This window comes from Desulfonatronovibrio magnus, from assembly GCF_000934755.1.
GTDB lineage: Bacteria > Desulfobacterota > Desulfovibrionia > Desulfovibrionales > Desulfonatronovibrionaceae > Desulfonatronovibrio > Desulfonatronovibrio magnus.
In genome coordinates, this window is the sequence record NZ_KN882175.1 from 230,942 (window position 1) to 247,684 (window position 16,743).

A 16,743-nucleotide genomic window follows, 5' to 3' on the forward strand; every position below is an offset into this window, starting at 1 on the left:
GGCCCGGGACCGAACCTGTGAGTAACTTGAAATAGCCTTAACGCGAGATTGCTTCGCTTCGCTCGCAACAAGGATTGCCGCGCTCGAAGACTCGCTCGCAATGACACCTGAGTTGTAAGGGATGTGGTTGCTGAAAACCTGTCACCCACGAGGGAGCCTAAGCGACCGAAGCAATCTGTATGGTAAAACCGTAATGCTCTGAATTTATTACATATACGTTTGTAGTTACTTGTAAGTGCTCTTAACCATTTGTATTCATTTACAATTATTCTACCTGTTCGTCATTCCGGCGAAAGCCGGAATCCAGTATTTTTTCAAATATAAAACTGGATGCAGGATCAAGTCCGGCATGACGGGGAAAACTTTTGACTGTCCAGTTATTAACCGAAAAAAAACAAAAAGATCAAAGCATCACCTTCCAAGGTAGGCTGCATTTTCTCCACCAAGATAGGCGGCAATAACGTCCGGATCAGACTGCACCTCTTCCGGAGTTCCCTCAGCCAGAACCTGACCGAAATCCAAAACCACAACCTTGCTGGAAATGTCCATAACCACCCCCATATCGTGCTCAACCAGCAAAACAGTGATTTTCCATTCTTCATTGATGTCAAGGATGTAGCGGGCCATTTCTTCAGTTTCTTCCAGGTTCATTCCAGCCATGGGTTCGTCCAGCAGGATAAGTCTGGGGTCAGCAGCCAGAGCACGGCCAAGCTCCACCCTCTTCTGTACACCATAAGGCAAACTTCCTGCTGTTTTATGCCTGTAAGACGAAAGTCCCAGAAAATCTATCACTTCTTCAATTCTTCTGCGGTGCTGGTCTTCCTCATTTCTGGCCCTGCCAAAATATAAGAGCGATGACAGTATTCCATATTTGATCTTACCGTGCCTGCCCACCATAAGGTTGTCCAGAACACTCATACCTTTAAAAAGAGCTATATTCTGAAAAGTTCTGGACATACCTGTTTTCACCCTGGAGTGGGCAGGCAACGCCAGAAGATCCATACCGTCCAGAACAATTGAACCACTGTCAGGATGATACCTGCCGCTTATACAGTTGAGCATACTGGTTTTACCGGCACCATTGGGGCCGATAAGGGAAACAATCTGCCCCTCTTCAACAGTAAAACCAACATCCATCAAGGCAGCAATGCCCTTAAAGGTTAATGTTATATCATTGACTTGCAAAAGAGCCATTCATTTAACTCCATTCCGACCTGAAATCTTCAGGCCCGACAACTTTATATCCAAGTTTAACCAGTTCTTTGACAATGGGTCCCTGATCTTCAGTCTGAACCCTGAAAACAACCATTCTGCTGCTCTTGTGAAAAAAAGTGGCAGTAGATATTATACTTATACCCATATTAAATATCAGTCCTGAAACTTCAGCTATGACCCCTTTGCGGTCCTCAATCTCGAACACTATCCTTGCCCCGCCCTGGGCGAGCCCCATCTCCTCCACGAGCACATCCAGCATTATATCCCGGTTAATGTATCCGACCAGCCTGTCTTTATAGTTCAAGACAGGCAAACCAGCCAGATTCAAGTCAAACATTACCTTGGCGGCAACCTCAATCTCTGCCTCTGGAAGAACTGATGGTACATCCTTTTTGATGATTTTTTCCACAGTCATCTTATTGAGCACATAGTTAAGCTCATGCCTGCTCAAGGTAGTTGCCGGAGAAGGGAGTGTTGCCTGCAAATCCTCTTTTTTGACCGCTCCCTTAAACATGCCATCATCGACCACCATAAGCATCCATAGATTGTGGTCTTTCATAATACGGTCCGCTTCCATCATCAGAGTCTTAGATGTGATGGTGGGAAAATCAGTCGACATTTTCAGTCCCACAAACATTTGATTATCCTCCTGACGTAACAAGAAAAAGTTAAGAAAAAAAACAAGTTATTTCATCGTTTGTTCCGTTAACGGCATATAGTCAAGGTGAGTGGAAATTGAGATGCACTTAAAACAAAAAGCTGAACTCTGCAGCGCAACATAAAAAAGCTTCACGTCTTGTCATGGTTTAGATTTTTGCGTGTGGGATGGGGCCTGGCTCTTCCGGGTCCCGCGTGAGCACCAGCAAAATTTTTATGTGTCATTTAATTAAGTACAAGACTCATGACCAGTGCGTCTTCATGGTTGTCGGGATAGTAATTTTTACGCCGTGCTTTTTCCTCAAAGCCAAGCTGCCTGTAGATTTTCAGAGCAGGTTCATTAGAGGGCCTGACTTCCAAAAAAATTTTCCTTGCTTTTCTTTGTCTGCATATGTTTAAAGTTTCCTGAACAAGCATCATTCCAAGGCCGGCCCCTCGTTCCTCAGGCATTACAGCGATGTTGATTATTTCAGCCTCCTCGTGAAGGTGAAAAAAAGATATATATCCCTTGACAGCATCACTGCGCAATACCATCAAAATGAAAAAATTACTTTTTTGAAGCAGGGCTTTGTATTGATCTAAGGTCCAGGGCTGCTTAAAGCAGGATTGCTCTATATGAACAATATCAATAAGATGGACATCATCCACAGGCCTTATTGTATAAATTGAGTTTTTCACTTGAAGTCTTTTTTAACGGTTGCCCGAGGGGAGTGTTCCAGTATACAAAACGAGACTGGCCCTTAATGTGCAAACTGCCTGCTGCAGCCTGCCTTCAAAAGACTGTATGACGCAGGCTCCACTTATCAAGGCAGTTACTCGCAAGTTTGGTACAGGTCCGCCGAATGGTACGGTTTTAAGGAAAACAGGTAGTCAATGGTCAAGCCAATTTTTTTCTCGGATCAAAATATGAATCAAAAGGTAAAATCTCACTCCGATACTTTAAAAGAAAACTACTTGGAAGTCATGGACTCTGCAGACAGACCCCTGGCTGTTTTGCCTGAGACAGAAATTCACAGGCAGGGTCTTTTGCACAGGTCAATTATTGCCCTGCTTTACGACAGACAATTCAGGCTATTGTTGAAGAAAAGAAGTCTTTTACAAGAACTTTACCCAGGTAGATGGGACTTATCCTCCACAGGTCATGTTCTCACAGGAGAGTCAACCATCTCAGCAGCACTCAGGCAAATGCATACAACTTTTAGTTTTCAGCCAAGAAAGCTGAAACTCATCACCACCCTTAAGGCTGATCTGAGTACAAATTTTGAATTTATCTCAATATTTGACGCTGGAAGAATATTATCGCCTCTGGAACTGAACACCAGGGAAGTTGAAGATATAGTTTATGTCACCAAACAGGACCTCAGGATGATGGTTCGGGAAAGCCCGGAAATTATCACTCCTGCTGTTGTGAGAATCTGGAGAAAAGATCTTCTCTTTCCAAAGTTGGTATGAAAATCTCACCTAACTCCCGACTTAACAATACTTCAATTGGATTCAGGGAAAAGCCCGCATTAGTAATTTACTCCTGAAACCCTGTCATAAAAAACAAGAAATTGTTATCAGTTAATAGTTAATTGTTGAAGAACAAAAGCCTGAATTCACTGCCTTACCCTGATAACAATTAACAGATAACAAACAACAGATAACTGGGTTGCGGGTAAAGCCCGCATTAGTTTATATAAACGTGTCTGTATTTCCTGGCATCGCTAAGAGTCAAACCAGCACCACGGACCACTGTGGTCAGAGGATCAGGGTCAATGTGCACTGCCACCTGGGTCTCAGTGGTAATAAGTTTGTCCAAACCTTTTAGTAACGCCCCTCCCCCGGCTAGCAGCAGACCGTTGTCAGCTATGTCGGATACAAGCTCCGGGGGTGTTTTTTCTAATGCTCTTCTCACAGCCTGGACTATGGCGTTAACCGGCTCCTGGATGCATTCCCTGATCTCACCGTCACTGACTGTAATGGTTTTGGGATTACCATTAACCATATTTTTCCCCATTACATTAAAAGTCAGGGTCTCTTCCATGGGGCTGGCCGTACCAATGGCTATCTTAACTTTTTCAGACATGTTTTCACCAATAAGCAATTTGTACTGATCCTGAATATAGCGCTGAATTGCTTCATTCATTTCATCTCCGGCAATACGCACAGACTCTGAATATCCGACAGCAGACAATAAAATGACAGCTACCTCTGTGGTACCCCCGCCAATATCCACTACAAGGTTTCCAAGAGGTTCTTCAATGGGCAGACCAGCACCAATAGCCGCACTCATAGGTTCTTCAACCAGACTGACTTCTCTTGCTCCGGACTGCATACCGGATTCTATAACCGCCCGCTTCTCAACCTGAGTGATGCCTGTGGGCACACAGATTACAATCCGAGGTTTGATTAGATTCATTCCTTTGATTACTTTCTTGATAAAAAAAGTAATCATAGCATTGGTAACCTCAAAATCAGCAATAACTCCGTCTTTCATGGGGCGGATAGCTACAATCTTCTGAGGAGTTCTGCCCAGAAACTCCTTGGCTTCACGGCCAACAGCCAGTACCCTTCCATCCCTTGAGTCAAGAGCCACAACCGAGGGCTCGTCAAGGACAATTCCATTTTTTGGAGTATACAACAAGGTATTGGCAGTACCAAGATCCATGGCCAGACTTTTACCCATAAGTCCAAACAATTTCTTAAAAAACATTTAACAGCCCCAGGTTAAAAAAATTAATAGTCGCCTCATAGTATCATTTTATGCGGCTTTTGAGGTACAGATTTTCCAGAAAAAGGGCCAGATAATCACCAACCATCTGGACAAACACGCGGGTCTCGTCATTGATATAAATTGAATCAGGATCTGAAAGCACCAGCACGCCCCTGGTCTTGCGATGAACAACAAGAGGCAGACAGATCACAGACTTAAAGTTCATCTGAGTAAATTCTTTACCAAAAAGATGCAAACCGGCAGGTCCATCCTGTTCCCCGGAAAAAACAGGTGTGCCATATTTGAACACCCAGCCTACCAACCCGGCATCAATATTAAACTTATGTACAGAAAAGTCCACTTGCGGCAAAAAATCTCCACCTGTTCCTTCAACAAAATAACCATGTCCCAGCTCATCTCGAGCGGCCATAAAACAATGCCTGAAGCCGGTGGCCTGAACCAGAACATCAAGCAGTTTTTCCAGAAAAACACGCCACCGTGGAAATTTGACCCTGAGATTAAGCACAAGGCTGAGATATCTGTAATAGTCAATGCTTTGTACGCTATGATCAGCACGACCGATGCCGGTCCTGACATCCTCAATGAGTTGCGCGAACTGGTGCAGAATTTTCTGATCCTTGTCACTGAAGGAATAGGTCTTTTTACTGTCTATGCAAAGCACCCCTGAAGCCCCGGGAAGCGATACCCCCATAAAAGCCTTAATCTTGGATTCACCTTCTGAAGGATAATACCCCAGACAGCCCACATTGCGGTCAAACTTGTTAATGAGTAAAGGCTTCTGGTTTCTGATGATCCAGCCTACAAGACCGGCCCCTGGCTTTATGGTTGTACCAGGGTTGATGCTGTCTCCCAGACTAAAGCTGGAGGCAAGTACATAATCATCCCTTTTGTCCTTCAAAAAAAGGACTGCCGAATAACCATCAAAAACGCTGCAGACCAGCCCTAAAATTCTGTCCAACCAGTTAGATCCATACATTTGTAAGCACTTTGGGTAATAGTTTAGCCATTTTAAGGTAAGCAGGAACCAGGCACTACCGGACCCGCTATAACAATAACCGATGTTTTGAACGGGGAGCATTACACGTTTCTGTAAAGTCAATTGGGGACAATCCCGAAGCCAGGGACAGTCCCCGAGTCAAGCTGTCACAATCGGGTTTTAACCCCAAAACAGCTATGACATACAACTTAGATTTAAAGTTTTCAGAAACGCGTAATGCTGCCTTTGAACGTGTCATTCATGAGGCAATGGGTCCCTGAAGAACCAGTCTCCGTGCCACATCCGAAAGTCTAAACTATTACCACTTTGGTAAAAAAGTATCATTTCAGCCCTGCTGCAGGGCAGATCCCGGACAAGCTTCATAAGCCTGATGTTTGCAGAAACATTTGCTTGCTCGCCTTGACAGGGTGTGACCGGCAGGTCACTGAAATCTTGATCAATAATACGCGCCTGCAGGTTATTATGCATTCTTGGTTCTTCTTTGACAATAGAATTCTATAGATCGATTATAAGTTCTTTCTTCTTCAGGAGTGAAATAGCAGGCAGGTATCTCGGAACGTTGACGATGGTAATGAAGGCACTCACAACACAACCCATGTCTCGGACATGAGGCATAAGTGCATGAACAGTGTGTAATGTTTACATCCGACTTTGGACACTTATCAATCTTCTGCATAATTTCATTCCTTTATGACAGTGTTACTTTTTAATTGATATTGTAAGAAAAAAAGGTTATATTTGAATGTTAGAAAATAAGTAACAAATTCACTCTTTGAATTTGGAGCAAGACCTGATTCTTTATAAGCTCCTCACCCTGGCGGCCCGGACCGAACATGCGAGTAACTGTCTTTAAAGTGGAGCCTGCATCCTGCAGGCTATTTATTTCCAGGCGGCTGGAAGCCGCCTTCACCGTGAAGAACAGTCCCATAATTGAAAATTGGGACAGTCCCCCGCGAGGTGCTATAAAAAAGATTGATACTGCATTGGTTCCTGGAAGAAATTTGCCTTAATGAAAAAATTTACACAGCGAGGGACATTCCCCCTCCGGGCTGTAAGCCTCCGGGCAGGAAGCTGTGCCAGACGCAAAGTTTCCATCTTATTACCAACACGATTCCAGTTACTTGTAAGTTACAGTCTTTAATAGACGGCTGATTATCTCCTTGATGACGGCAAAGACTGTGTAAACATAGGAAAATACATGAAAAAATGGTACGATTATTTTACTGAGTCACAGTCTTACGACTGGTCTGACAAAATGTTACCTGTTCCAAGGTTCAAAATCAATAATATATTCGGGCTTAAAAAGTACTTGGATCTAATTCATATTAAAATGTGTTTAATCAAGCCTTTTCTTGAAACAAAAAAATATCCCCTTGTAGAGGCTAGAGAGCTGTTGCCCTCATTTGAGTCTGACCTCTTTGAGTATGAAGATCTTCCTGGCTTCAGCCTTGTGGCCTTTGCCAGACCCATTGAATATTTTAATGAAATTTTTCAATTCGATATTATTCATAACTGTTGGGAAAACATTGATGGTTCAGAAGGAGATTCCTGTCCTTTGTTCAACCCTACTCACTTGAGTAACAAGGCTGTCTTCCAGAGCAGGCTGCCTAAAAACCTTCAAGAATCATTCAGGGAGTGCTTCAGTAAAAGAGATGTTTCAGAATTGACCAACTACCCCTGTACCCTCGAGTACATTCTTGAAATGGATCGTGGCCATGTTATGGGCATGAATGCCAGAAATGATTTCTACCTGGCCGGAATTTATGCCTCCTTTCCCTCAGAGCTGGACCCGGAGCTCAAAAGATTCGGGCTGAAAATTAAAAAATTCAAACCCAATGACAATCTGGGCTATGAACTTAACCGTACCTTTGTGTATCAATTCCTTATGGAACTTTATGGTTATCCTGTTGTATCTGAACGAAGGACGTCAGCTGCCCTTTTTGCAAGAAGACTTTTTAAGACAGGCGAGCATTTTCTCATCCGCGCTCTTGGACAAACCGACCGAACTATTACAACACTTTATTCCACAGGCGACCAAAAATTCTATCCATCCCTGGAAAAACTGGCACTGGTGCGAGTTGAAACCAAAAAGAAAGATACAATTAAATTTTTAAAGGATAATAAATATTTCATCGATGAACGAAAAAAAGCAGTTATACTAAGGGTAAAATACAAACAACACAAATATGACCCTAACAATGTACGGGAAGAAAGGGCCCTGTCCATTGAAAGACAGGACGTGATTCACCCCATGACCGGTGAGGCCTGCTCCACCCTGAATATAGTCAATGATACCTCTTATATGACCCTGAAGCTCAACGATATTGTCAAGGGTGAATTTAGCGGACGAATAAAATATAAAAGGGAAATCATCGAGAATACAGACACCCATGAAAAGAGGCTCAAATTTCTTTTTGCCTGGTTGAGCAAGCACCAGCGAAGAATTATTGGGTATTCAGATGAATTTTACGCTGATGTTAACAAAGTTATGGAAAATTACCTGCTGGACGCCAAACATTATGATACTTTTAACGATCTTTACAGATTATATCAGGAAGTATGGAATAAATACAGCTACATCAAGCAGGCCCGAAAAATCAGGATCTTGCAGGAACTTCTTCAGAAGCAGTACTCGGGCCGAAAAATCAACTATCTCGAGATGCTTGATCATACCAACAAGCTTCTCAACGAATTAAAGTTTGAACTGGTCAACTATTTTGATGACATTGTTGCCAGAACCATAAATATTGTTGAAAAGATTTCCAACGACTACTACCTTATCCATAATTACATCCAGTATAAGGAAGAAAAAGATCTCACCGAGTATGGCCGTGATGTCCGTAAAAGCTATGGCCGCATGGTTTCACTTCTTGATGAGCTAAAGTCCATAAGAAAGATTAAAATGGACAAAAATTTTACTAATTGATTTATAAGCAAATAACGTTGACACCTTTGCAGATGCCTTAAGGAAAAATTATGACCACTATAAAAAGCCCGCTTGACCATGAACATAATCAGGCAGGAGCCAGAATGACCCTGTTTGCCGGATGGATGATGCCCATTCAATACAGCGGCATTCTTGATGAACATAAACATACCAGAAACGCCGCTTCAGTGTTTGATATAAGCCACATGGGCGAACTTCTCATCACCGGCAAGGGTTGCAAAGACGAATTGAGCAAGCTTCTCACTCATGACTTTTCTGCCTCGACACCAGGCCGTTGCTCTTACGGATTCATCCTTTCTCCCACAGGAACCATCATGGATGATCTAATTGTCTATCCCCTTGAAGATGACAAATTCATTCTGGTAGTCAATGCTTCTCAAAAAAAGGAAGATCTTGTTCATCTGCAGAAAAATCTCTCCTCAAAGGTCAAAGTCACGGATATGACCATGGAAATGGCCAAACTGGACCTGCAGGGACCGGAATCAATCCATGTTCTTGAAAGCATAAGCAACCAGAACTGGAGAGATCTGTCATATTTTCACTTTAGACATGCCAGTTTCTGTGGTCAAAAAATACTGGTCAGCAGAACCGGATATACAGGTGAACTGGGATATGAACTATATATTCCGGTCAAAGGAGTAGAAAAGGTCTGGCAAGAACTGCTACGGGATAAACGGGTAAAGCCTGCAGGGCTTGGAGCCAGAGACACTTTGCGACTTGAGGCTGGTCTTCCGCTTTACGGACAGGATTTGGATTTAAACCATACACCTGCAGAAGCTGGGTATGAATTTGTGCTCAAGTCCGCATCACGCTACCAGGGCAAGGGTCACGCCTTGAAGATTTCAGAGCGCCTTACGGGGTTGACAATTAAGGGCAGAAGGACTCCAAGGCATTCAGACAGAGTTTTTGTTCACGATAAAGAAGCCGGCATTGTAACTAGTGGCTCTTTTGCTCCCTCCCTGGGGCATTGTATTGCTCTTGCTTACATCAGGCGGGAGTTTGAATCCGAGGAAAACTTTACCATTAGAAAAGGCAATGTCAGCCTTGAGGCCCATAAGACTGAACTGCCGTTTTACAAGGGAACAGCAAGAATAAAACTGTAGTGATGTCTGCATTGAATTAAACATGTATAAAAAGATCCACAACTTTTATCTTGCGCCAGATCAGTGGCATGAGCCCTATCTGCTCAAGGACCAGGAAGCCAGGCATCTGTCAAAGGTGCTGCGCATAAAAGAAGGTGTGCAGGTCAGACTCATAAATGGCGAGGGACGCACCGGGCTGTTTATTGTACAAAGTATTTCCAAAAATCAGGTGCTTCTGAAACCTGTAGAATTTTTTAAATTCGATCCCCCAGTAGACAGAACAGTCCTTGCCCTGGCCTGGAATAAAAGCTTCAGACGCTCATGGATGATGGAAAAGGCAGTTGAACTGGGGGTTTGGAAAATTCTTTTATGGCAGGCAAGACACAGCCAGGGAAGTATAAAAGATGCAAGATCTGAAAACTGGCAGGGCAAAATCATAGCTGCCGGCAAGCAATGTGAAAACCCCTGGCTGCCCCAACTGAGCTTTCTTCCCGATGGTGCTTTGGAAGTCATTGATACTGCAAGGGCAATCCAGAGCAAAATACTGCTCTGGGAAGAAGAAACAGAAAACAGCCTTGTTCAGTGTTACCAGGATTTGAAACCAATGGAAAAAATCGTGGTGGTAGGTCCTGAGGGCGGGCTTGACCCTTCAGAGGTTGAAGCTTTTATTGATGCTGGTTTTCAGGCCGTATCACTTGGACCAAGAGTGCTCAGGTGGGAAACTGCTGCTCTGGCTCCACTATATCTGGAAATGCTTTTTAACTCCAGCAATACTTGGAAAGCTTAGTATCTTGTATACGCGCCCCCCCCTTGACTGTATTACCTTTTTGACTCCTGCCCCTAACCTCCGACTTCTCTGCCCCCTGACCTCTGATCTCTGACTTCTGATCTCTGACTTCTGATCTCTGACTTCTGACCTCTGACTTCTGACCTCTGATCTCTGACTTCTGACCTCAACTTATCTTCAAACCAGGTTTTGTTCCCGGTTCCGCCTTAAGCAGTGACATTTTTTTGCCATGGCGAACCGCAAGCACCATGCCCTGGGACTGGACTCCGCGAATTTTTTTCGGTTCCAAGTTGGCCAGCACAACAACCTCTCTTCCTTCAAGGTCACTGACAGCGAAAAAGTCGGCAAGACCAGCAACAATCTGCCTTGGCTGATTCTCACCGATTTCAACTTCCAATTGAAAAAGCTTATCAGCACCCTTAACTTTTTCAGCGCTAAGCACTTTTCCGGTAACAATATGCATGCGCTTAAAATCATCAAAACTGATGGTGGAAATTTTATTGTCATCTGCAGTCGATGCAGGTTTACTTTGAGTGGCCTGTTTCTTCTCCTGATCAGTGGTCACATCCACCCTTGGAAAAAGATTGGATTTTTTTGCTACCAGTCCTCCCGGCACAAGACCGTTCCACTTACTCCATTCCGCATGCAGATCAACCTCTTGCAAATCAAAGCCTGAACCAACCTGTTCAAGCATTTGTTCTGCTGTACCAGGCATAACCGGCCACATGTGCAAAGCTATCTTGCGAATGCCCTCCAGAAGGATATACATTACAGTCTGCAGGCGATCATTTTTTCCTTCCTTGTAAAGCATCCATGGAGCGGACTGATCAACATACTTGTTAAGATGACTGACAAAAACCCAGAGCCTGGCCAGGGCTTTGGCAAAATCAAATTTTTCAAAAAGCTCCACATAATCCTTGAAACAGCTGTACCCAAGCTCCATGGTATGCTCATCTTCTTGCTGAGTAGCTGAAATTTGAGGAACTACTCCTTTGAAATATTTATGGGTCATGGCCAGCACACGATTGGTCAGATTTCCGAGATCATTGGCCAGATCCGCGTTGAGCCTGCCAACTAAGGCCTCCTCAGAAAAAGAAGCATCAAGACCGAACTGCATTTCCCGAAGAAGAAAATATCTGAAAGGAGCGAGTCCATACTTGTCCACCATGGACATGGGTTCTATTACATTACCCAGACTCTTGGACATCTTGGTTTCTTTTACAGTCCAGTAGCCATGAACCCGGAGTCCTTGGTACAAAGGAATACCGGCTGACATGAGCATGGTAGGCCAGAATACAGCATGAGGCTTCAGTATGTCCTTGGCAACAATATGATGAGCCCCGGGCCAGTACTTTTTGAACCCTTCTCCATCAGGCCATTGAAGAGCTGTAATATAATTTATCAAAGCATCAAACCATACATAGGTCACATACTGATCATCAAATGGCAGTTCTATACCCCAGGTAAGCCTGGTTTTCGGCCTTGAAATGCAAAGGTCGTTCAGTTCGTCTCCCAGCATGCCCAGCACTTCATTGCGGTACCGTTCAGGTTTAATAAAATCTGGGTTGTCCAAAATATGCTTTTTAAGAGGCTCTAAGTATCTGGTCATACGGAAAAAATAATTTTTTTCCTGAATAAAGTCCGGCTTTTTCTGATGGTCGGGACACAACCCGTCAACAAGCTCTTTTTCTGTGTAAAAACGCTCGCAACCAAAACAGTAGTGGCCACCGTATTCTCCAAAGTATATATCCCCGTTGTCATAAACCCTTTGCAAAATCTCCTGGACGCATTTTTTATGCTGACTTTCAGTTGTGCGGATAAATCTATCTGGAGCAACTTCCAGCCAGGGCCAGGCGTCCTTGAAAAGTTTGCTGATCTTCTCTACATATTCTTCAGGAGTTTGCTGATGGGCCTGGGCAGCTTCAACGATTTTATCACCATGTTCATCAGTGCCGGTAACAAAAAAAGCAGGGTCATTGCCGAGCTTTTTCATTCTATAGATACTGTCGGCCACTATTGTAGTATAGGCATGGCCTAAGTGAGGTCTGGCATTAACATAATATATGGGTGTGGATATAAAGAAAGGGTTCAAGATTTTGCCTCCTGCCTGCCTGGCTTGTTCCTGCTTTGTCTCTTAATTAGTTCGTTCCATTCCTGGAGAGGAAGCTCCTTTTCAACTCCATCTTCATTCAGCACAGTTAGAGAGTCTCTAAACATATTGGCCCTGATTACCCTCAGATAGCCCTGATCTGTTTTGTATCTCTTACCCAGTTTGGGAATCTTTTTCTGAAATCTGGCATAGTTTGCCTGCTCAAAATTCAGACAGCACAACAGACGCCCACAAACTCCGGAAATTTTGGCTGGATTGAGAAATAGATTCTGATCCTTGGCCATTTTAATGGTCACCGGCTCAAATTGGCGCATAAACCTGCGACAGCAGCATACCTGGCCGCAATTCCCCAGACCTCCCACCATCTGAGTTTCATGACGAACCCCTATCTGACGCAGCTCAATTCTGGTTTTATAAATCTTGACCAGGTCCTTTACCAGTTCCCGAAAATCCACTCGACCGGGGGCAGTAAAGAAAAAAATCATTTTGCTCCGGTCAAAATAGACATCCACATCAACCAGCTTCATATCCAGGCCTCTATTCTTAATGCATTCCTTGCAATACCTGAATGCTTCCCGGGCCAGAGTGAGATTTTCCTGCTGGCTGACCAGATCATCTTCATTGGCAAGCCTGAATATTGGCTTGAGCTGTTCTTTGGTAAAACCATCTGGAATGGTGTCTCTGACCAGAATTACATAGGCCAGACCCAACCCCTCTTCAGTCTTGACTATGACTGAATCACCAGATTCCACTACAAACGGGCTGGCCTGAAAGTAGTATACCTGGCCCTGGTCTTTGAATTTAACACCGATAACTTGTGTCATAAGATCCTTTAATGACTTGCTTATTAGAGCCTGTTACAGAGAAAATGATTTCCGACGCAGTCCCTGGCTCGGATGACAAGTTCCTCCAGCCGTTTCCCAAGCTTCTTGGACAATAAGTATAAACTGCCTTGCACAGATCGTGTTAATCCTTATGGGTTGCGCGCTTGCTTGCTAAATACAGAGTATCAGGACAAAAATCCTGTCCATGTTTCCATTGTATACTACCCAGGACAGGCTTTACTGATTTGAACATATTGATATCTCTTAGTTCTTTGAATATTCCTTTATCCAAATATGGCGAAACATTAAACACACGTTCTTCACCATTATCGAATAATAAATTAAGTGTATAGTCGTCATTAGGACGAACATCCTTGACTCGTGGATTCATGTTTTTCTCATCTCAAAGGTTCAATTTTAAATATTTCCTGCCCATTTATCGCCAGTTCCCAATCGGCCAAAAGTTCATCTCTATGGATTTCGATCCACGCCTGAACCAGCCTCATTTTGCTGGTCTTCAGTTTTCCAGCAATCATCTCTGCATCGACTATGGAAAACACAGCCTCGTCATCTTGGTATTTGACATGAATATGCGGTAGCTTGTGCTGTTGGTTGTCAAAGAAATACATCGAAATGATGATTCCGTAGAACATGGAAATTATCGCCATTTTATTATTCTCTTTCTGGTTTTCCTGCATTTATTGCAACCAGTAAGCAGTTAGTATATATATTGTTATCTGTTATTGGTTATCAGTTATCTAATTGTTTCGTAATCATTTAGCCTTTTTTTAAGGAAAGCCCTTTACTCCTGAACTGCCTCAGGCTTAAGGCGTCTGAGTATTTCCTTGGCTGCAATCCTGCCTGCACCCATGGCTTCCACAACTGTAGCCGCTCCAGTTACAATGTCACCCCCGGCAAATACATTGGCAATACTGGTTTCCCCAGTCAGGGAGTCAGCTTCGATATTGCCCCATTTGTTCAGTTTAAGGTCAGGAGTTGTCTGGGTCAGTACTTTATTAGCTCCAGTTCCCACAGCAATAATGGCCAGATCAGTCTCCATCTCAAAAGTATCACCCTCAATGGGCACCGGTCTTCTTCTACCGCTTGCATCCGGTTCTCCAAGCTCCATCCTTTGCAGCACAACCTTATTGAGGTTTTTATGCTCATCACCGCTAAAAGATAGCGGTGAGGCCAGAATCTCAAGATCTATACCTTCTTCCAACGCATGTTCAAGCTCTTCCCGGCGAACAGGCATCTCACCCTTTGTTCTGCGGTAGACTACTGTAACTTTGGATGCTCCAAGACGATAAGCAGTCCTTGCCGCATCCATGGCCACATTGCCCCCTCCAACCACAATAACCCTTTTGCCTTCAGGTACAGGTGTGTCATATTCAGGAAACTTATAGCCATGCATAAGATTAACCCGGGTCAGGTATTCGTTGGCTGAATATACCCCTACCAGATTCTCACCAGGCAACTTCATAAACCTGGGCAGCCCGGCTCCAACCCCGATAAAAACTGCCTTATACCCCTCAGAAAACAACTCATCTATAGTCACGCTCATGCCGCCTACAAAATTACACCTGAAATCAACTCCGAGATGTTTCAGGGATTCAACTTCCCTTTTTACAACTGACTTGGGCAGCCTGAACTCGGGTATACCATAAACCAGAACCCCTCCAGGTTCATGCAGAGCCTCAAACACCGTAACCTTGATCCCACGAGCTGCAAGATAACCCGCCAGGGTTAGACTGCTCGGTCCTGCACCAAATGCCGCAACCTTGAGGCTTTCGTCAGGCAGCATACATTCCATGAACCCGGTTTCTTCCTCGCAGGAGTTGCGTGCGTAAAAATTATCAGCTACGTATCTTTCCAAACGGCCAATTGCTATGGGCTGTCCTGTAGGCCTGAGCTTGCAGGATCCCTCACACTGATTCTCCTGTGGACACACTCTGCCGCAGATAGCCGGGAGGCTGTTAGTATCCTTTATGATCCTGAAAGCTTCTTCAAACTGCTCCTGAGCAACCAGATTGATAAATTTTTTGCAGTCAACCTCCACAGGACATCCTTTCCGACATGTATCCTTTTTACATTGAAGACACCTTTTTGCTTCTTTTACAGCATGCTCCCGCTCATACCCCAGGGCCACTTCTGAAAAAATCTTGCCCCTTTCCACAGCATCGCGCATGGGCATCCCAACCCTTGGGACAATTTTACGTTTTCGTTTTTTAGTCATAAAGATTTACCTTTTGTGTATCTATTGGCCATTATTTTTTTGTGAAGCACATCAGATGTTATTATATTAAGCTTTAGTAACTTACTTCTGAAATCCTGTCATAAAATACAAGAAATTGTTATCAGTTAATTGTTAATTGTTGAAGAACAAAAGCCTGAATTCACTGCCCTACTCTGATAACAATTAACTGATAACTGACTTGCGGGCACAGCCCGCGTTAGTACATGAAGCTGCGCGACTTGCAATGAAAAGGGCTATTGCCTTTTCTCAAATAATGCCATTGACTGTTTTTCCTGGGACTTGAAAGCATTCAGCCTCATCATGAGTTCATCAAAATCCACATGCGCAGCTTCAAATTCAGGTCCGTCCACACAGGCAAAAAAAGTTTCACCCTTGACGCTGACTCTGCATGCACCACACATCCCAACACCATCCACCATTATGGAGTTAAGACTGACAATGGTCCGTACATCAAAAGGTGCAGTTACGCCTGCTACAGCCTTCATCATGGGCACAGGCCCCACAGCTACAACCTCATGCACATCATTATTATCCTCAAGATATTTCTTAAGTACTTCAGTTACAAAACCTTTATGTCCGAGACTGCCGTCATCAGTGGCCACCAGCACCTGAGCTGAGATCTTTTCCAGTTCCGGCTTAAAAAGCAAAAGATCCTGACTTCTGGCTCCAATGACTGATATAACCTGGTTGCCGGCTTCGTAATTACCCTTGGCTATATGATGCATGGCCGCAATACCTGTCCCTCCGCCCACACAAAGCACCTTGCCGGAACGGGTTATGTGCGTTGGTTTCCCCAGGGGACCGCAGAGATCAAGGATAGTATCCCCCTCTGCAAATGTATCCAACAAAGCGGTTGACTTGCCCAGCACAAGATAAACAATGAGAATGGTGCCCTGCTCAGGGTCTCTGTCAGCAATGGTCAGGGGTATGCGCTCCCCGGTGGGTGTAAGCCGCAGGACAACAAAATTTCCAGGCCTGGCGTTTTTGGCGATATGCGGGGCATAGACCGTCAATTCACTGACTTTATCAGGAATAAGAATCCTTTTTTTTAATATTTTGTTGATCATAACATCCAGATTTTCAGACAAACCATTAAAGAAAAAGCTTGCCCTTTGCGGTAAAAGAGTTATATAATTTAATTATAGGCACAA

Annotated in this window: 17 protein-coding genes; 4 read left to right on the top strand and 13 right to left on the bottom strand. The window is 44.0% G+C overall.

Going from position 1 to position 16,743, the window contains the following annotated elements; all coding sequences use genetic code 11:
• Positions 1 to 411: 411 nt before the first annotated feature.
• The 3 genes from LZ23_RS12985 to rimI all read right to left on the bottom strand — a co-directional run bounded on the left by LZ23_RS12985 (position 412) and on the right by rimI (position 2,550).
• A complete protein-coding gene (locus tag LZ23_RS12985) occupies positions 412 to 1,194 on the bottom strand; it encodes an ABC transporter ATP-binding protein (protein WP_045214812.1) in 783 nt (260 codons plus the stop codon).
• 4 nt (positions 1,195 to 1,198) lie between these two features.
• Positions 1,199 to 1,852, bottom strand: coding sequence for a CBS domain-containing protein (locus LZ23_RS12990; protein WP_045214814.1), 654 nt, complete (start codon positions 1,850 to 1,852; stop codon positions 1,199 to 1,201).
• Between the two features lie 245 nt (positions 1,853 to 2,097).
• Positions 2,098 to 2,550: a ribosomal protein S18-alanine N-acetyltransferase gene (gene rimI / locus LZ23_RS12995; RefSeq protein ID WP_045214815.1), complete on the bottom strand. Its 453-nt coding sequence runs from the start codon at positions 2,548 to 2,550 to the stop codon at positions 2,098 to 2,100.
• A gap of 228 nt (positions 2,551 to 2,778) precedes the next feature.
• Between rimI and LZ23_RS13000 the strand changes: the two genes are divergently transcribed.
• Positions 2,779 to 3,324: an NUDIX domain-containing protein gene (locus LZ23_RS13000; RefSeq protein WP_045215441.1), complete on the top strand. Its 546-nt coding sequence runs from the start codon at positions 2,779 to 2,781 to the stop codon at positions 3,322 to 3,324.
• Positions 3,325 to 3,541: 217 nt separating this feature from the next.
• Here LZ23_RS13000 and LZ23_RS13005 read toward each other — a convergent pair whose 3' ends face one another.
• From LZ23_RS13005 to LZ23_RS25110, 4 genes are all read right to left on the bottom strand, one after another.
• A complete protein-coding gene (locus LZ23_RS13005) occupies positions 3,542 to 4,567 on the bottom strand; it encodes a rod shape-determining protein (protein ID WP_045214817.1) in 1,026 nt (341 codons plus the stop codon).
• 43 nt (positions 4,568 to 4,610) lie between these two features.
• A complete protein-coding gene (locus LZ23_RS13010; protein ID WP_045214819.1) occupies positions 4,611 to 5,564 on the bottom strand; it encodes a GAF domain-containing protein in 954 nt (317 codons plus the stop codon).
• Positions 5,565 to 5,819: 255 nt separating this feature from the next.
• Positions 5,820 to 6,053: a hypothetical protein gene (locus tag LZ23_RS13015; RefSeq protein ID WP_045214820.1), complete on the bottom strand. Its 234-nt coding sequence runs from the start codon at positions 6,051 to 6,053 to the stop codon at positions 5,820 to 5,822.
• Positions 6,046 to 6,261, bottom strand: a complete 216-nt coding sequence (locus tag LZ23_RS25110; RefSeq protein ID WP_084591055.1) for a DUF6485 family protein — start codon at positions 6,259 to 6,261, stop codon at positions 6,046 to 6,048. Before LZ23_RS25110 ends, LZ23_RS13015 begins: the two co-directional genes overlap by 8 nt.
• 522 nt (positions 6,262 to 6,783) lie before the next feature.
• Between LZ23_RS25110 and LZ23_RS13020 the strand changes: the two genes are divergently transcribed.
• Genes LZ23_RS13020 through LZ23_RS13030 form a run of 3 tightly spaced genes read left to right on the top strand, consistent with a single transcriptional unit; the run spans position 6,784 to position 10,401 of the window.
• Complete coding sequence (locus tag LZ23_RS13020; RefSeq protein ID WP_045214822.1) at positions 6,784 to 8,511, top strand: hypothetical protein; 1,728 nt, start codon at positions 6,784 to 6,786, stop codon at positions 8,509 to 8,511.
• 50 nt (positions 8,512 to 8,561) lie between these two features.
• A complete protein-coding gene (gcvT, locus tag LZ23_RS13025) occupies positions 8,562 to 9,635 on the top strand; it encodes a glycine cleavage system aminomethyltransferase GcvT (RefSeq protein ID WP_045214823.1) in 1,074 nt (357 codons plus the stop codon).
• Between the two features lie 22 nt (positions 9,636 to 9,657).
• On the top strand, positions 9,658 to 10,401 hold the full coding sequence (locus LZ23_RS13030; RefSeq protein ID WP_045214825.1) for a 16S rRNA (uracil(1498)-N(3))-methyltransferase: 744 nt from the start codon (positions 9,658 to 9,660) through the stop codon (positions 10,399 to 10,401).
• Between the two features lie 166 nt (positions 10,402 to 10,567).
• On the opposite strand, the gene metG is transcribed toward LZ23_RS13030, so the two are convergent.
• The 6 genes from metG to LZ23_RS13065 all read right to left on the bottom strand — a co-directional run bounded on the left by metG (position 10,568) and on the right by LZ23_RS13065 (position 16,659).
• On the bottom strand, positions 10,568 to 12,493 hold the full coding sequence (gene metG / locus LZ23_RS13040) for a methionine--tRNA ligase (RefSeq protein WP_045214827.1): 1,926 nt from the start codon (positions 12,491 to 12,493) through the stop codon (positions 10,568 to 10,570).
• A complete protein-coding gene (locus tag LZ23_RS13045; protein WP_045214828.1) occupies positions 12,490 to 13,335 on the bottom strand; it encodes a PSP1 domain-containing protein in 846 nt (281 codons plus the stop codon). The genes metG and LZ23_RS13045 overlap by 4 nt, the downstream gene beginning before the upstream one ends.
• A gap of 142 nt (positions 13,336 to 13,477) precedes the next feature.
• The gene (locus LZ23_RS13050; protein WP_045214830.1) at positions 13,478 to 13,726 is read right to left on the bottom strand and encodes a DUF2442 domain-containing protein; all 249 of its coding nucleotides are present in this window, start codon (positions 13,724 to 13,726) and stop codon (positions 13,478 to 13,480) included.
• 7 nt (positions 13,727 to 13,733) lie between these two features.
• Complete coding sequence (locus LZ23_RS13055) at positions 13,734 to 14,033, bottom strand: DUF4160 domain-containing protein (RefSeq protein WP_232300492.1); 300 nt, start codon at positions 14,031 to 14,033, stop codon at positions 13,734 to 13,736.
• Between the two features lie 104 nt (positions 14,034 to 14,137).
• Positions 14,138 to 15,571 (bottom strand): NADPH-dependent glutamate synthase, encoded by a 1,434-nt coding sequence (gltA, locus tag LZ23_RS13060; protein ID WP_045214831.1) that lies wholly within the window; start codon positions 15,569 to 15,571, stop codon positions 14,138 to 14,140.
• Positions 15,572 to 15,825: 254 nt separating this feature from the next.
• Positions 15,826 to 16,659, bottom strand: coding sequence for a sulfide/dihydroorotate dehydrogenase-like FAD/NAD-binding protein (locus LZ23_RS13065; protein ID WP_045215446.1), 834 nt, complete (start codon positions 16,657 to 16,659; stop codon positions 15,826 to 15,828).
• Positions 16,660 to 16,743 lie beyond the last annotated feature (84 nt).

Bases quoted from the DNA above. Each gene is read 5' to 3' on its own strand.
- LZ23_RS12985 (WP_045214812.1), bottom strand. From the start codon at position 1,194: ATGGCTCTTTTGCAAGTCAATGATATAACATTAACCTTTAAGGGCATT.
- LZ23_RS12990 (WP_045214814.1), bottom strand. From the start codon at position 1,852: ATGTTTGTGGGACTGAAAATGTCGACTGATTTTCCCACCATCACATCT.
- LZ23_RS13000 (WP_045215441.1), top strand. From the start codon at position 2,779: ATGAATCAAAAGGTAAAATCTCACTCCGATACTTTAAAAGAAAACTAC.
- LZ23_RS13005 (WP_045214817.1), bottom strand. From the start codon at position 4,567: ATGTTTTTTAAGAAATTGTTTGGACTTATGGGTAAAAGTCTGGCCATG.
- LZ23_RS13010 (WP_045214819.1), bottom strand. From the start codon at position 5,564: ATGTATGGATCTAACTGGTTGGACAGAATTTTAGGGCTGGTCTGCAGC.
- LZ23_RS13015 (WP_045214820.1), bottom strand. From the start codon at position 6,053: ATGCATAATAACCTGCAGGCGCGTATTATTGATCAAGATTTCAGTGAC.
- LZ23_RS25110 (WP_084591055.1), bottom strand. From the start codon at position 6,261: ATGCAGAAGATTGATAAGTGTCCAAAGTCGGATGTAAACATTACACAC.
- LZ23_RS13020 (WP_045214822.1), top strand. From the start codon at position 6,784: ATGAAAAAATGGTACGATTATTTTACTGAGTCACAGTCTTACGACTGG.
- gcvT (WP_045214823.1), top strand. From the start codon at position 8,562: ATGACCACTATAAAAAGCCCGCTTGACCATGAACATAATCAGGCAGGA.
- LZ23_RS13030 (WP_045214825.1), top strand. From the start codon at position 9,658: ATGTATAAAAAGATCCACAACTTTTATCTTGCGCCAGATCAGTGGCAT.
- LZ23_RS13045 (WP_045214828.1), bottom strand. From the start codon at position 13,335: ATGACACAAGTTATCGGTGTTAAATTCAAAGACCAGGGCCAGGTATAC.
- LZ23_RS13050 (WP_045214830.1), bottom strand. From the start codon at position 13,726: ATGAATCCACGAGTCAAGGATGTTCGTCCTAATGACGACTATACACTT.
- LZ23_RS13055 (WP_232300492.1), bottom strand. From the start codon at position 14,033: ATGCAGGAAAACCAGAAAGAGAATAATAAAATGGCGATAATTTCCATG.
- gltA (WP_045214831.1), bottom strand. From the start codon at position 15,571: ATGACTAAAAAACGAAAACGTAAAATTGTCCCAAGGGTTGGGATGCCC.
- LZ23_RS13065 (WP_045215446.1), bottom strand. From the start codon at position 16,659: ATGATCAACAAAATATTAAAAAAAAGGATTCTTATTCCTGATAAAGTC.